Source organism: Ensifer sp. ENS03, from assembly GCF_014852035.1.
Lineage (GTDB): Bacteria > Pseudomonadota > Alphaproteobacteria > Rhizobiales > Rhizobiaceae > Ensifer > Ensifer adhaerens.
In genome coordinates, this window is the sequence record NZ_JACVAV010000002.1 from 16,690 (window position 1) to 29,802 (window position 13,113).

The following is a 13,113-nucleotide window of genomic DNA, read 5'->3' on the forward strand; positions in this document are numbered from 1 at the left end:
TCATTCGCGAAATGGTGGAGTTCGCGCGGCGTCTCGCCCCTGTCGCGGGCGCAAATCTGCTCTATGCTTTTAGGCGAGCGATTGAAGACGCACGCGCCGACCCGGCAAGGCTCGGGGAACGTGGTCGATCCGCGCTCGCCCAAAGGAGATCGCATGACGAGCCCATACGAAACGCTCGGTGTCAGCCGCGACGCGACGCAAAAGGACATCCAGAGCGCCTATCGCAAGCTTGCCAAGATGCTGCACCCGGATCTCAATCCGGGAGACAAGGGCGCGGAGGACCGCTTCAAGGCGGTTTCAGCGGCCTATTCCTTGCTTGGAGACGAAGACAAACGCGGAAAATACGATCGCGGAGAGATAGACGAGACCGGAGCGGAAACGCCGCCCCGGCACTACTACCGCGACTATGCCCAATCAGGCGATGCGGGGGCACGTTACGAAAGCGCGCATGGCTTTTCTGATTTCGCCGAAGCGGACGATATCTTTTCGAGCTTCTTTTCACGGCGCGCGGGCGGGCAGCAGCAGCGCCAGCGCGGTCGCGATACCCATTTCTCGATGGAGATCGCATTTCTCGACGCGGCCAATGGCACCAAGACCCAGATCACCCTGCCCGGCGGCGGACCGGCGCTCGACCTGACCATTCCGCCCGGCACGCGCGATGGCCAGACGCTGAGGCTGCGCGGCAAGGGAGAACCGGGTCGCGACGGCGCACCGGCTGGCGACGCGCTGATCGACATTCGCGTCCGCCCGCATCCGCTCTTTGCCACGGATGGTGACGACGTGCGCTACGAGGTGCCGATATCGCTGAGCGAGGCCGTGCTCGGCGGCAAGATCCGCGTTCCGACGATCGATGGTGCCGTGAACGTTTCGATCGCTCCGCACACCAACACGGGCAAGACGCTTCGGCTGAAGGGCAAGGGACTGCACAAGCCGGGCGGTGGCCATGGCGATGCCTATGTCAGCCTGAAGATCGTGCTGCCGCAGGCCCCCGACCCGGCGCTTTCCGCCTTCGTCGAAGGCTGGGCCGCCGGCAAGACGGAAGATCCGCGCAAGGGCATGGGAGGATGACCTATGAACGACCGTGAATTTTGCGAACATCTCGATATCGAGGTCAAGGTTCTGCGCATCTGGGTCGAGCAGCGCTGGCTGATGCCCCAGGAGGCTGACGCCGGCTGGCTGTTCGAGGATGCCGACCTTGCGCGCGCGCGTCTGATCCAGGATCTGACGGGCCCCATGGGGGTCAATGACAACGGCGTCGACGTGGCCATGCAACTGCTCGACCAGGTCCACAGCCTACGGGGTCGCCTAGCGGTGTTGATGAACGCCATTCGCTCCCAGGAGCCGGCGGTTCAAAAGCTCATCTTGTCGAGCGCCGAGGAGGATTAGGCAACGGCCGGCTCGTTCAGCAGCCCGATCGTTTCGGCGACAAACAGGGTATCGACGAACTCCGTAAGGTCGACGATCCGACCGTCCCGGAACGTGAACTTGTCGATGATTTCGGTTCGCTCGCGGGTCTGCGACGGGATGAAGCGAACAAAGCCGGCGCGGTGGACGATGACTGTATCGCCATCGGCATAGCAGCCGACCATCTCCATCTCGCTCAGGTCCCAGTTCTTGACGAGCGTCGTGAAACTGTCGCGCACTGTTTCCGGCGTGTTGACGGCCAGTGCCATCGTGCCGAGCCTGCCGCTTCCCACGATGCGGAAGCTGAAGTCCGGATCAAGTTGCGCCATCATGGTGTCGAGGTCGTTGACATCGCGGGCGAGATAAAGGGCCCGCACCCTGAATTCCAGCATGCTTCGCTCAGTCATGACAGCCTCCCCGTTTCTATTAGAACGAGTGTGTTTTAACTTTAGCGATCGCGCAAGTATTAGTGGTGTTCCGGCCCGCTTCGCACCGGTCGCAGTGACCATCGTTAGAGTTTTCCTAAAATGCAACCACCAGTTTTTACCCGCCTTCAGGTGAAACTGAGCGACAAGAATGGATTGCTAACGGGAAGGCAGAGAAAACGTGACACAGGTCGTCACAGTATCCGCAACGACGGCGGCTTATGCGGCAGAAGCGCTGAAGCCGTCTGCACGTGTGCGTGGCGACGGTCCGACCGATGAAGCGATCACGTTGCTCTCGGCGCGGCGCACCGAAGAGCCCAAGTTGACGCCGGTCTCGATCCCGAAGACCAAAGGCGCCCTGCCCCTCTCCTTCATGCTGGCCACGGCCGACGGCCGTCTGCCGGAGCGCTCGGAAGCCGAAGCCCTGCGCCGCTATCTCGAATTCATGCGCGATGACGACGGTGGTTCCGAGAAGCAGGAAAACGAAGGCCGGCAGGATGAACCCGCCGGCCAGGAGGATGAAAGCGACGCCGCCTGAGGCGGTATCGCGATTTCTCGGGTCAATGATGCTTTTGGCCGCCGGCTGCCTCACCGCCCTTGGCCGAGCCGACCGGGAACGTCGCATCGACCTTGCCGGCCTTTTCGAAGACGAGCGTGACGGGAACCGTATCGCCTTCCTTGAAGGGCGTCTTCACGTCCATGAACATCAGATGCAGGCCGCCGGCCTTGAGCTCCACCGTTTCGCCGGCCGGCAATGCCACGCCGTCGTCGAGCTTGCGCATCCGCATCACGTCGTTTTCCATCTTCATCTCGTGGATCTCGACACGCGCGGCCGCAGGGCTCTCGACAGCAACGAGCCGGTCTTCACCTGCCCCACCGTTCTTGATCGTCAGGAAGCCGCCGCCGACCTTGGCGCCCGGCAGCATGGCCTTCACCGAGCCACCGGAGATATCGAGATCGCCGACCTTCGCCGAGCCGCCGGCCGCGGCCATATGTCCGCCATGGCCGGCGTGCGGATCGGCGGCATCGGCCATCGTCACCGTTACGGTCGGTGCCGGGCTTTTCAGGTCATGTGCGTTCTGGCCCTCGGCAGCCACCTGGTCCCAGACGACCTTGCCTTCGGTGCCGCAAAGCTGTGTGGTCGGGAAGGCCAGCACTGTCTCCTTGTCGAAGCCCGAGACTTTGCCGCGCACGACAAAGGTGTCGTAGTATTCGTTGGGAAGATTGCCGCCCTTCCACCGGATCTCCAGTGGGCCGGACGAGACCTTCTTGCCGTGATTGTCATAGGTCTTCTGGTAATCGCCCTTGATGATCTCGATTTCCCAGCCGGGCTTCGGCTGCGGTTGGGCGAAAACGAAGCCTTCCGGCAGCTTGATCTGTACTTCCGTCGTCGGCTTGCCGTCGCAGCCATGCGGAACCTGCAGCACCGCCTTGAAGGTGGTCTCCACCGGCGCCGTGTCTTTCTCGAAGGTGGCATGGGCGTGGGCGATGCCGCTTGCGGCAAGGGTAAGGCCGAGCGAAAGCGAAACGATCCTGGTCTTTGTCATGTCGGAATCTCCTGACCACGCGCCGGGCTTTGCCCGATGTCCGGTGGTCCAAGCCGCTTGAACGCGGCAAATTGTATTGGGATGCGAGAGGAGAGTTACGAACGCGCCGGAGGCCCGCGCGAAGGCGGCAGCAACCGCAGATGCGGATGGGGCGTCGCGTATTCAGCGACAACTGTCGAAACCTGCCAGGCGCCCGTTTCGGCGCGAACGCTCTCGGTTGGCGGAGCCGGCAGCAGGATAGAGCCCGAAAGACGGCAGGCCTCGCAGACCGGGGCCATCGCTTGGCCCTTGCCGCTTTCATGGTCGACGCCATCCATGCCGAAGCAGATTTCGGCGATCGTTCCGTCAGGCAGCTTATAGGCGGAAATTTCGGCCGGGCTGAGCGTCTTGGCGCTGAGCGGCTTGTGGGCAAAGGTCAGGAAAACGAGCGCAAAGACGGCGATCAGCCGCACTGCTATCCCGAATTTTCCGTCGCGCCCTGTCATGGTTATCCCCGGTATCTGTCTTGGGTTATCCTCAACCGGAGAAGAATGCAAAGGCAGAATTGCCGCACCCTGCCCGGCTGCGTCTTTTGGTCATGCGACAAAAATGTGTTTCGGCGCGACACCGCCCTCTTGCCAAGCTCTGGCCTTCGCCGTTATCTGGAGACGATCTTGTTGGGAGAAGCCGGTTCATTCCGGTGCCGAAGGAGCAACCGCCCCGGAAACTCTCAGGCCAAAGGACCAGCAAGGTGCCGGTAGGACTCTGGAGAGAAGCGTTTTTACGCTCGCCGAAGGGATAACAATCTCAGGCAAAGGGACAGAGGGGGCTCGAATCGACGGCGATTGACGCCGGAAGTGTGAGCCGGCGCGGGAGCGCCAGACCTGGAGGCCGGATTTGGAAAACAATCCTCATTTGAAACAGACGCCGCTGCATGCGCTGCACCTTTCGCTGGGCGCGCGCATGGTACCCTTTGCCGGTTACGACATGCCGGTGCAGTACCCCGATGGCGTGATGAAGGAACACCAGCACACCCGTGTTGCTGCCGGTCTCTTCGATGTATCGCATATGGGCCAGGTCATCGTTCGGCCGAAGTCCGGCAAGATCGAGGACGCGGCCCTGGCGCTCGAAAAGCTGGTGCCGGTCGATGTGCTCGGCCTTGCCGAGGGCCGCCAGCGTTATGGCCTCTTCACCAATGCCGAAGGCGGCATCCTCGACGACCTGATGATCACCAACCGCGGCGACCATCTCTTCCTCGTCGTCAACGCCGCCTGCAAGGACGCCGACTTCGAGCTCCTGAAGGCCGGTCTCTCCGATACCTGCGACGTGACGATGCTCGACGATCGCGCGCTGATCGCGCTTCAGGGCCCGCACGCCGAAGCCGTGCTCGGAGAACTCTGGGCTGATGTCTCCGCCATGCGCTTCATGGACGTCGCCGAAGCCGACCTGCATGACGTCACCTGCATCATTTCCCGCTCGGGCTATACCGGCGAAGACGGTTTCGAGATCTCCATTCCCGTTGCCTCCGCCGTCGATGTTACCCAGCGCCTGCTCGAACATCCCGATGTGAAGCCGATCGGCCTTGGCGCCCGCGATTCGCTGCGCCTTGAAGCCGGTCTTTGTCTCTATGGCAACGACATCGACACCACCACGACCCCGGTCGAAGGGGCGCTCGAATGGGCACTGCAGAAGGCGCGCCGCGCCGGTGGCGCCCGCGAAGGTGGTTTCCCCGGTGCCGATCGTATCCTCGGCCAGTTCGCCACTGGCGCGTCGCGCCGCCGCGTCGGCCTGAAGCCCGAGGGACGCGCGCCGGTTCGCGGCGGCGCTAACCTCTTTGCCGATGCCGAGGGCAAGACCCCGGTCGGCCAGGTGACCTCGGGTGGCTTCGGCCCCTCGGTCGATGGCCCGGTCGCCATGGGCTATGTCGATGCCGGCCATATCGAGAACGGCACCACCCTTTTTGCGGAAGTGCGCGGCAAGTACCTGCCGGTGGCGGTCGCCGCCCTTCCCTTCGTCAAACAAACCTACAAACGCTGATCAGGAGAGAGCGCACATGTTGAAGTTCACTGAGGAACACGAGTGGCTGAAGATCGAAGCTGGTGTCGCAACCGTCGGCATCACCGAGCATGCCGCCGGCCAGCTCGGCGATCTCGTCTTCGTTGAACTGCCGGAAACCGGCTCGAACTTTGCCAAGGGCGATAGCGCCGCCACCGTCGAATCCGTCAAGGCAGCTTCCGACGTCTATTGTCCGCTTGACGGCGAAATCGTCGAAGTGAACCAGGCGATCGTCGACGACCCGTCGCTCGTCAACAGCGACCCGCAGGGTGCTGCCTGGTTCTTCAAGCTGAAGCTTGCCAACCCCAGCGATGCCGATGCCCTCCTCGAGGAAGCGGCCTACAAGGAGCTCGTCGCCTGATGAGCATGCCCAAGGATTTCACCTTTACGGACTACAAGCCGTATGATTTCGCCAATCGGCGTCATATCGGCCCGTCGCCGGCCGAAATGGACGAGATGCTGAAGGTCGTCGGTTATCCGACGCTCGATGCGCTGATCGACGACACCGTGCCGCCGTCGATCCGCCAGAAAACGCCGCTTGCCTGGGGCGCGCCGATGACCGAACGCGAGGCGCTCGACAAGATGCGCGAAACGGCCAACCGCAACCAGAAGCTCGTGTCGCTGATCGGCCAGGGCTACTACGGCACGATCACGCCGCCGGTCATCCAGCGCAACATCCTGGAAAACCCGGCCTGGTACACGGCCTATACGCCCTACCAGCCGGAAATCAGCCAGGGCCGCCTCGAAGCGCTGCTCAACTACCAGACCATGGTCTGCGACCTGACTGGCCTCGACGTTGCCAACGCGTCGCTTCTCGATGAAGCGACGGCAGCCGCTGAAGCGATGGCGATGGCCGAGCGCGTTTCGAAGTCGAAGGCCAAGTCCTTCTTCGTCGACGAAAATTGCCATCCGCAGACGATCGCGCTTCTGAAGACCCGCGCCGAGCCGCTCGGCTGGCAGATCGTCATCGGCAATCCCTTCACCGATCTCGATCCGGTCGACGTCTTCGGCGCGATCTTCCAGTATCCGGGCACCTACGGCCATGTGAACGACTTCACCGGCCTGATTGCCCGCCTGCACCAGACCGGCGCGATCGCGACCGTCGCCGCCGATCCGCTGGCGCTGGCGCTTCTGAAGTCGCCTGGCGAAATGGGCGCCGATATCGCCATCGGCTGCACCCAGCGCTTCGGCGTTCCGGTCGGCTATGGGGGGCCGCATGCGGCCTATATGGCCGTCAAGGATGCACACAAGCGCTCGATGCCCGGCCGTCTCGTCGGCGTCTCGGTCGACGCGCGCGGCAACCGTGCCTATCGCCTGTCGCTGCAGACCCGCGAACAGCACATCCGCCGCGAAAAGGCGACGTCGAACATCTGCACCGCGCAGGTTCTGCTCGCCGTCATGGCCTCGATGTACGCCGTCTTCCATGGACCGAAGGGCATCAAGGCGATCGCCCAGAGCGTTCACCAGAAGACCGTTCGTCTCGCCATGGGTCTCGAAAAGCTCGGCTACACGGTCGAGCCCGATGTGTTTTTCGACACGATCACCGTCGAAGTCGGCAAGCTGCAGGGCATCATCCTCAAGACCGCAGTCGCCGAGGAAGTGAACCTGCGCAAGATCGGCGAGACCAAGATCGGCATCAGCCTCGACGAGCGCTCGCGCCCCGTCACGCTCGAAGCCGTCTGGCGCGCCTTCGGTGGCGACTTCAAGGTGGAAGAGTTCGAGCCGGGTTACCGCCTGCCGCAGCCGCTGCTGCGCACCAGCGAATACCTGATGCACCCGATCTTCCACATGAACCGCGCCGAGAGCGAGATGACGCGCTACATCCGCCGTCTGTCGGACCGCGACCTGGCGCTCGATCGGGCGATGATCCCGCTCGGCTCGTGCACGATGAAGCTGAACGCGACCGCCGAGATGCTGCCGATCACCTGGCCGGAATTCTCGGAGATCCATCCCTTCGTGCCGAAGGATCAGGCGGCTGGCTACCAGCACATGATCGAGGACCTGTCGGAGAAGCTCTGCGCCGTCACCGGCTATGACGCGATCTCCATGCAGCCGAACTCCGGTGCACAGGGCGAATATGCCGGTCTCCTGACGATCCGTGCATACCACCTTGCGCAGGGCAACGCCCATCGCGACGTCTGCCTGATCCCGACCTCGGCGCACGGCACCAACCCTGCGTCGGCCCAGATGGCCGGCATGAAGGTGGTCGTCATCAAGGTCAGCGAGAACGGCGACATCGACATGGAAGATTTCCGTGCGAAAGCCGAGCAGTATGCCGAAAATCTCTCGTGCTGCATGATCACCTATCCTTCGACGCACGGTGTGTTCGAGGAGAATGTGCGCGAGGTCTGCGAAATCGTGCACAAGCACGGCGGCCAGGTCTACATGGACGGCGCCAACATGAACGCCATGGTCGGCCTTGCCCGCCCCGGCGACATCGGTTCCGACGTCAGCCATCTCAACCTGCACAAGACCTTCTGCATTCCGCACGGCGGCGGCGGTCCCGGCATGGGCCCGATCGGCGTCAAGGCGCATTTGGCGCCATACCTGCCCGGCCACCCGGAAACGGACGGCCAGGACGGCGCGGTTTCGGCGGCTCCCTTCGGTTCGGCCTCGATCCTGCCGATCTCCTGGAGCTACTGCCTGATGATGGGTGGCGAAGGCCTGACCCAGGCGACGAAGGTGGCGATCCTCAACGCCAACTACATTGCAGCAAGGCTCAAGGGCGCCTACGAGGTACTCTACAAGTCGTCGAAGGGGCGTGTCGCGCATGAATGCATCATCGACACCCGTCCGCTGGTCGAAAGCGCCGGCGTGACCGTTGACGACGTCGCCAAGCGCCTGATCGACTGCGGTTTTCACGCCCCGACCATGAGCTGGCCGGTTGCCGGCACGCTGATGATCGAGCCGACGGAATCGGAAACCAAGGCCGAGATCGACCGATTCTGCGAGGCGATGCTTGCCATCCGCGAGGAAGCCCGTGCGATCGAGGAAGGTCGCATGGACAAGACCAATAACCCGCTGAAGAACGCTCCGCACACGGTCGAAGACCTGGTCGGCGAATGGGATCGCCCCTATTCGCGCGAGCAGGCCTGCTACCCGCCGGGCGCCTTCCGGGTCGACAAGTACTGGTCGCCGGTCAATCGTGTCGACAACGTCTTCGGTGACCGCAACCTCGTCTGCACCTGCCCGCCGCTCGAAAGCTACGCGGAAGCCGCAGAGTAACGACATCGACCGGCGGAGCAGCAATGCTCCGCCGGTTGTTTTCTCCGGCGTGGCCACGCCCGGACGGATGCGCGCCTGTGCGCTCGACCCCATTCCCCAAAAAAAGTGGCGTGTAATACCGATCGCGTGAAGACAGCTGGCCTATCGGCGCGCGCTCATGCCCGGTGGCAGGATTGTGCTTTCGACCCAGAAGCGAATGAACGCTTCGGCGAAGCGACGATATTCGATGACCGAAGACGGCTTTGCCGCATAGGCATTGGCGCCGGCAGCGTAGCAGTGAAGCACGTCGGCCGGATTGATCGAGGACGTCAGCACGATGATCGGGATGAGCGCAGTGGCACGGCTCTTGCGCACGCGCCTTAGGAGCTCGATCCCATCGCTGCCGGGCAGCTTGATATCCATCAGCACGTAGTCGAAGTGCCCGCTGGAGAGCTGTTCCACGGCCTCGTCCGCGTCGGTCACCAGGACGAGTTCGATCGATTTGTCGATCTGGGCAAAGGCGCGCATCACGAAACGCGCATCGTGCGCGTCGTCTTCCACCAAGAGCAATCGCTTTGGCGTCGAGGTCACCTTGTTCCGCCCTACTTCGCCTTCCTCAGCCACCTCGGAAGCAACACGATGAAACGTGCGCCTTCTCGGAAGCTCGTGTCAAGGCAGATCGAACCGCCATGGCTTTCGGCGATGCGTTTGGCGAGCGACAAGCCGATTCCCGTGCCGCCATAGACCGTCTCATCCTTGTGCAGCCGCTGGAACACTTCGAAGATGCGCGTCGCAAACCGCGGATCGATGCCGATGCCGTTGTCCTCTACGACCAGTTCCACCGTTTGGTGCAAAACGCTGCCGTGGATGCGGATGACCGGGGGGCGGTCGGCGTGCCGGTACTTGATCGCATTGCCGACGAGGTTCTGGACCAGGCGGCGCAGCAGCTCGGGATCCCCTTCCAGTTCCGGCAGTGGGCCTACCTCGAAGGTTGCGTTTGCGTCGTTTGCGTCACCGGCGAGAATCGTCAGCGTCTCCGAGACGACGTCGCTCAGCCGCACCTGGGTCCAGTCGGTGATGCGATGCGCGATCTGCGCATAGTCGAGCAGGCTGTCGACCACGCGGTTCATGCGCCGGACGCTGTCGCGCAGGTGCCGGGCATTTTCCGCAAGTTCGGTCTGATTGCCTGCCTTGAGGTCGTCTTCGATCATCTCGGAGAACATCGAGATGTGCCGAAGCGGCGCCTTGAGATCGTGGGAGACGGTGGCGGTGAACTGATCGAGCGCCTCGTTCTTGTGTTCCAGTTCCTGCCGTTGCCGCTCGAGCGCGAGCTCGGCGCGCTTCAGATCCGTGACATCGACACGCGCGACGACCGTGTTGCCATCCTTGGCCTTGATGTTCTCCACCCTCAGCCAGCGGTCGTCGGCATAGCGGTGGATCTTCGGCTTTCCGTCCGGATAGCGGAAATCGCGCAGACGCGAGGCGATCCATTCGTTGCCTTCGCGCGTGCCCGGCAAGGCGTCCGGGTAGTGACCGCCCTGGCGCGCCAAGAGCAGGATTTCCTCGGCGGTGATGCCGGGCTTGAGTGCCGGACCGGCAGGCCCGCAGATCGCCTGATAGGCCCTGTTATAGACGACCAGCCGTTCCTCCCTGTCGAAGATGGCAAAGCCTTCAGGCATTGCTTCGAGGGCTGCATTCAGCATCTCGGAAGCCTTCTGCCGTTCGCTCACCGCTTCGGTCAGGTCCGAAACGTCTCTGATGATACCGATAAGCGCCAGTTCCTCGCCTTGGTCGTTGATCAGGGGCGTGGTGCGCAGATGCCCGGAAAATGTCGATCCGTCACGCCTGATATAAAGATAGTTCGAAGTCCGGGGGGCGGTTTCGTCCACGCGCGCCGCCCGGTTCTGCAGGCGCTTGGCATATTCCGCATCGGTCGCGTAGATCAGGCGCACGGATCTGTCGATGAACTCCGCGGCCGGATAACCGAACTGGCGAAGTGCTGCATTGTTCGCGGAACGGATGATACGCTCGGCGTCGATGATGATCACGGGATCGGGAAACGTTTCGTAGAGCGCCTTGAAGACGAGATCTTCGTTCAACGCCGCCATGTCCCTCTCCCTATTCCATAGATGTGTATCTCAGCAGAAAAAAGGCCCGGCGAAAACCGGGCCGACCTATTCAATTGAAGGAATGGTAAAACTCAGTTGGCGCGCACTACGGCGTCACCCTGTGCCGCAAGTGCGGCCAGATCGGCCGGCTTCAGCTCGACCGATTCGCCACATCCGCAGGCGGATGTCTGGTTGGGATTGTGGAAGGTGAATCCGGAGCGCAGCGTCGTCACTTCGAAATCCATCTGCGTGCCGAGCAGATAGAGCACGGCTTCCGGCGCAATCCAGACGTTGGCGCCCTGATGCTCGATCAGGTCGTCCTTGGGGTTCGGCTCGGTCACGAGATCGACGGCATATTCCATGCCGGCGCAGCCACCCTTCTTGATGCCGACGCGAATGCCCTTGGCATCGGCGCCGGAATTCTCGACGATCGCGCGCACGCGGCCGGCAGCGGCATCGGTCAGGCTCATCACGGCAAAGCCCATGGGCTCATTCTCCTTGTCGTCACCGGGGTAAAGGCCCGGCGCCTTACAGAATCAAATGTAGTATCCGTGCCTTAACGGATCAATACGCGAGGCTCAGTACCACCCGACGGCGACCTGTGCTTCCTCGGACATCCGGTCCGGCGTCCACGGCGGATCGAAGGTCATTTTGACCTCCACACCCGAGACGCCCTCGACGGCGCCGACGGCGTTCTCGACCCAGCCCGGCATCTCGCCCGCCACCGGGCAGCCGGGTGCTGTCAGCGTCATGTCGATCTTGACCATGCGGTCGTCTTCGATGTCGATCTTGTAGATGAGACCGAGTTCGAAGATGTCGGCCGGGATTTCCGGGTCGTAGACGGTCTTCAGCGCCGCGATGATGTCGTCGCTGAGGCGCGCAATCTCTTCGGTTGGGATCGCCGAATGCACGATGCCCTCGCGGACGTCGACCTTTTCTTCCGTTGCATCAAGGCTCATGTCGGCCTCCTGGACTTTCTCTAGTGGTTCAGCAGATTGGGATAAATCCCTGAACCTTTTACAAATTTCTTAGGCGAAGAACTTTCGTGCATGCTCCAGCGCGTCGACCAGCGCATCGACCTCGGCCCGTGTGTTGTAGAGCCCGAAGGATGCACGGCATGTGGAGGTCACGCCGAAACGTTTCAAGAGCGGCTGGGCGCAATGGGTACCGGCGCGAACAGCGACACCGGCACGGTCGATTACCATCGACACATCGTGCGAATGAATGCCGGCAAGCTCGAAGGCGAAAATGCTACCCTTGTCGGGCGTGTTGCCGAAGACCCGCAGCGAATTGACCGACGAGAGGCGCTCGCGCGCATAGGCCGTCAGATCGGCTTCATGCGCCTGGATCGCTGCACGACCAAGCTTGTCCATGTAATCGAGCGCATAGCCAAGGCCGATTGCCTGCACGATCGGGGGCGTGCCGGCCTCGAAGCGGTGCGGCGGATCGTTGTAGGTAACATAATCCTCGGTCACCACCTCGATCATCTCACCGCCGCCGAGGAACGGTCGCATCTCCTTCAGCCGGTCCGTCTTGCCGTAGAGCACACCGACACCGGAGGGGCCGTAGAGCTTGTGGCCGGTCATCACGTACCAGTCGCAATCGATGTCCTGGACGTCGACCGGCATGTGCACGGCGCCCTGGCTGCCGTCGACGAGTACAGGGATGCCGCGCTCGCGGGCGATGCGGCAGATTTCCTTGACCGGAACAACGGTTCCGAGCGCATTCGACATATGGGTGATGGCGATGAGCTTGGTCTTGTCCGTCAGGCACTTGCCGAAATCTTCGACGTGCAACGCGCCGTCGTCATCGACCGGGATCCAGACGAGCTTGGCGCCCTGGCGTTCGCGGATGAAATGCCAGGGAACGATGTTGGAGTGGTGCTCCATGATCGACAGCACGATCTCGTCGCCCTCGCCGAGCTTCGGCATGCCGTAGCCATAGGCGACCGTGTTGATCGCCTCGGTCGAAGACTTGGTGAAGATGACGTTGTCGACCGACGGGGCATTGAGGAAGCGGCGCACCTTTTCGCGTGCCGCCTCATAGGCTTCCGTCGCGGCATTCGACAGGAAATGCAGGCCGCGATGGACGTTGGCGTATTCGTTGGAATAGGCATGGGAGATCGCATCGATCACGACCTGTGGCTTCTGTGCCGATGCGCCGTTGTCGAGATAGACGAGCGGCTTGCCGTAGACGGTTTTCGACAGGATCGGAAAATCCTTGCGGATCGTTTCGACGTCGTAGGCGGGCACCGGTACAGAGTGTTCCATGTCTTCAATCCAATTTCGCCACGTCGCCGCGCGTCCCTGAGGACGCGTTAAGCGCACTGCAACATGTTGAAGTCCTGCGCAATTTTACCCCAAATCGACGCCGATTTAAGGAATTACGCAG

At 62.3% G+C, this 13,113-nt stretch carries 14 protein-coding genes and 1 riboswitch; of the genes, 6 read left to right on the plus strand and 8 right to left on the minus strand.

Annotated features, from left to right (window positions below; genetic code table 11):
• Positions 1–153: 153 nt before the first annotated feature.
• Complete coding sequence (locus IB263_RS06735) at positions 154–1,068, plus strand: DnaJ C-terminal domain-containing protein (RefSeq protein WP_090293829.1); 915 nt, start codon at positions 154–156, stop codon at positions 1,066–1,068.
• Between the two features lie 3 nt (positions 1,069–1,071).
• Positions 1,072–1,386: a chaperone modulator CbpM gene (locus IB263_RS06740; protein WP_060520771.1), complete on the plus strand. Its 315-nt coding sequence runs from the start codon at positions 1,072–1,074 to the stop codon at positions 1,384–1,386.
• On the opposite strand, the gene IB263_RS06745 is transcribed toward IB263_RS06740, so the two are convergent.
• The gene (locus tag IB263_RS06745; RefSeq protein WP_192438047.1) at positions 1,383–1,811 is read right to left on the minus strand and encodes a nuclear transport factor 2 family protein; all 429 of its coding nucleotides are present in this window, start codon (positions 1,809–1,811) and stop codon (positions 1,383–1,385) included. The genes IB263_RS06740 and IB263_RS06745 overlap by 4 nt on opposite strands.
• Before the next feature lie 199 nt (positions 1,812–2,010).
• Here IB263_RS06745 and IB263_RS06750 point away from each other — a divergent pair, with 199 nt between their 5' ends.
• Positions 2,011–2,367: a hypothetical protein gene (locus IB263_RS06750; RefSeq protein ID WP_034794298.1), complete on the plus strand. Its 357-nt coding sequence runs from the start codon at positions 2,011–2,013 to the stop codon at positions 2,365–2,367.
• A 22-nt stretch (positions 2,368–2,389) separates the two neighbouring features.
• Here the strand turns inward: IB263_RS06750 and IB263_RS06755 are convergent, their stop codons facing one another.
• Complete coding sequence (locus IB263_RS06755) at positions 2,390–3,376, minus strand: copper chaperone PCu(A)C (RefSeq protein WP_034794300.1); 987 nt, start codon at positions 3,374–3,376, stop codon at positions 2,390–2,392.
• A gap of 95 nt (positions 3,377–3,471) precedes the next feature.
• Positions 3,472–3,861: a hypothetical protein gene (locus tag IB263_RS06760; protein WP_192438049.1), complete on the minus strand. Its 390-nt coding sequence runs from the start codon at positions 3,859–3,861 to the stop codon at positions 3,472–3,474.
• A gap of 162 nt (positions 3,862–4,023) precedes the next feature.
• Positions 4,024–4,111, plus strand: a riboswitch (glycine riboswitch).
• 141 nt (positions 4,112–4,252) lie between these two features.
• Between IB263_RS06760 and gcvT the strand changes: the two genes are divergently transcribed.
• Genes gcvT through gcvP form a run of 3 tightly spaced genes read left to right on the plus strand, consistent with a single transcriptional unit; the run spans position 4,253 to position 8,635 of the window.
• Entirely contained in the window at positions 4,253–5,392 is a 1,140-nt protein-coding gene (gene gcvT / locus IB263_RS06765) for a glycine cleavage system aminomethyltransferase GcvT (RefSeq protein WP_060585129.1), read from the plus strand.
• Positions 5,393–5,408: 16 nt separating this feature from the next.
• On the plus strand, positions 5,409–5,771 hold the full coding sequence (gene gcvH, locus IB263_RS06770; RefSeq protein ID WP_034794310.1) for a glycine cleavage system protein GcvH: 363 nt from the start codon (positions 5,409–5,411) through the stop codon (positions 5,769–5,771).
• Positions 5,771–8,635, plus strand: coding sequence for an aminomethyl-transferring glycine dehydrogenase (gene gcvP, locus IB263_RS06775; protein ID WP_090293832.1), 2,865 nt, complete (start codon positions 5,771–5,773; stop codon positions 8,633–8,635). Before gcvH ends, gcvP begins: the two co-directional genes overlap by 1 nt.
• Positions 8,636–8,776: 141 nt before the next feature.
• Here the strand turns inward: gcvP and IB263_RS06780 are convergent, their stop codons facing one another.
• From IB263_RS06780 to IB263_RS06800, 5 genes are all read right to left on the minus strand, one after another.
• Positions 8,777–9,205 carry a response regulator gene (locus IB263_RS06780; protein ID WP_192438051.1) on the minus strand — a complete coding sequence of 143 codons (429 nt, stop codon included), beginning with the start codon at positions 9,203–9,205 and terminating at the stop codon, positions 8,777–8,779.
• A gap of 11 nt (positions 9,206–9,216) precedes the next feature.
• Complete coding sequence (locus tag IB263_RS06785) at positions 9,217–10,722, minus strand: ATP-binding protein (protein WP_113505035.1); 1,506 nt, start codon at positions 10,720–10,722, stop codon at positions 9,217–9,219.
• A 92-nt stretch (positions 10,723–10,814) separates the two neighbouring features.
• The gene (gene sufA / locus IB263_RS06790) at positions 10,815–11,207 is read right to left on the minus strand and encodes a Fe-S cluster assembly scaffold SufA (protein WP_113554800.1); all 393 of its coding nucleotides are present in this window, start codon (positions 11,205–11,207) and stop codon (positions 10,815–10,817) included.
• Positions 11,208–11,300: 93 nt separating this feature from the next.
• Positions 11,301–11,681 carry an SUF system Fe-S cluster assembly protein gene (locus IB263_RS06795; RefSeq protein ID WP_034794321.1) on the minus strand — a complete coding sequence of 127 codons (381 nt, stop codon included), beginning with the start codon at positions 11,679–11,681 and terminating at the stop codon, positions 11,301–11,303.
• 69 nt (positions 11,682–11,750) lie between these two features.
• The gene (locus IB263_RS06800; RefSeq protein ID WP_192438053.1) at positions 11,751–12,992 is read right to left on the minus strand and encodes a cysteine desulfurase; all 1,242 of its coding nucleotides are present in this window, start codon (positions 12,990–12,992) and stop codon (positions 11,751–11,753) included.
• Between the last annotated feature and the right edge of the window lie 121 nt (positions 12,993–13,113).

Bases quoted from the DNA above. Each gene is read 5' to 3' on its own strand.
- IB263_RS06735 (WP_090293829.1), top strand. From the start codon at position 154: ATGACGAGCCCATACGAAACGCTCGGTGTCAGCCGCGACGCGACGCAA.
- gcvP (WP_090293832.1), top strand. From the start codon at position 5,771: ATGAGCATGCCCAAGGATTTCACCTTTACGGACTACAAGCCGTATGAT.
- gcvH (WP_034794310.1), top strand. From the start codon at position 5,409: ATGTTGAAGTTCACTGAGGAACACGAGTGGCTGAAGATCGAAGCTGGT.
- IB263_RS06740 (WP_060520771.1), top strand. From the start codon at position 1,072: ATGAACGACCGTGAATTTTGCGAACATCTCGATATCGAGGTCAAGGTT.
- IB263_RS06785 (WP_113505035.1), bottom strand. From the start codon at position 10,722: ATGGCGGCGTTGAACGAAGATCTCGTCTTCAAGGCGCTCTACGAAACG.
- IB263_RS06795 (WP_034794321.1), bottom strand. From the start codon at position 11,681: ATGAGCCTTGATGCAACGGAAGAAAAGGTCGACGTCCGCGAGGGCATC.
- IB263_RS06745 (WP_192438047.1), bottom strand. From the start codon at position 1,811: ATGACTGAGCGAAGCATGCTGGAATTCAGGGTGCGGGCCCTTTATCTC.
- IB263_RS06755 (WP_034794300.1), bottom strand. From the start codon at position 3,376: ATGACAAAGACCAGGATCGTTTCGCTTTCGCTCGGCCTTACCCTTGCC.
- IB263_RS06800 (WP_192438053.1), bottom strand. From the start codon at position 12,992: ATGGAACACTCTGTACCGGTGCCCGCCTACGACGTCGAAACGATCCGC.
- sufA (WP_113554800.1), bottom strand. From the start codon at position 11,207: ATGGGCTTTGCCGTGATGAGCCTGACCGATGCCGCTGCCGGCCGCGTG.
- IB263_RS06760 (WP_192438049.1), bottom strand. From the start codon at position 3,861: ATGACAGGGCGCGACGGAAAATTCGGGATAGCAGTGCGGCTGATCGCC.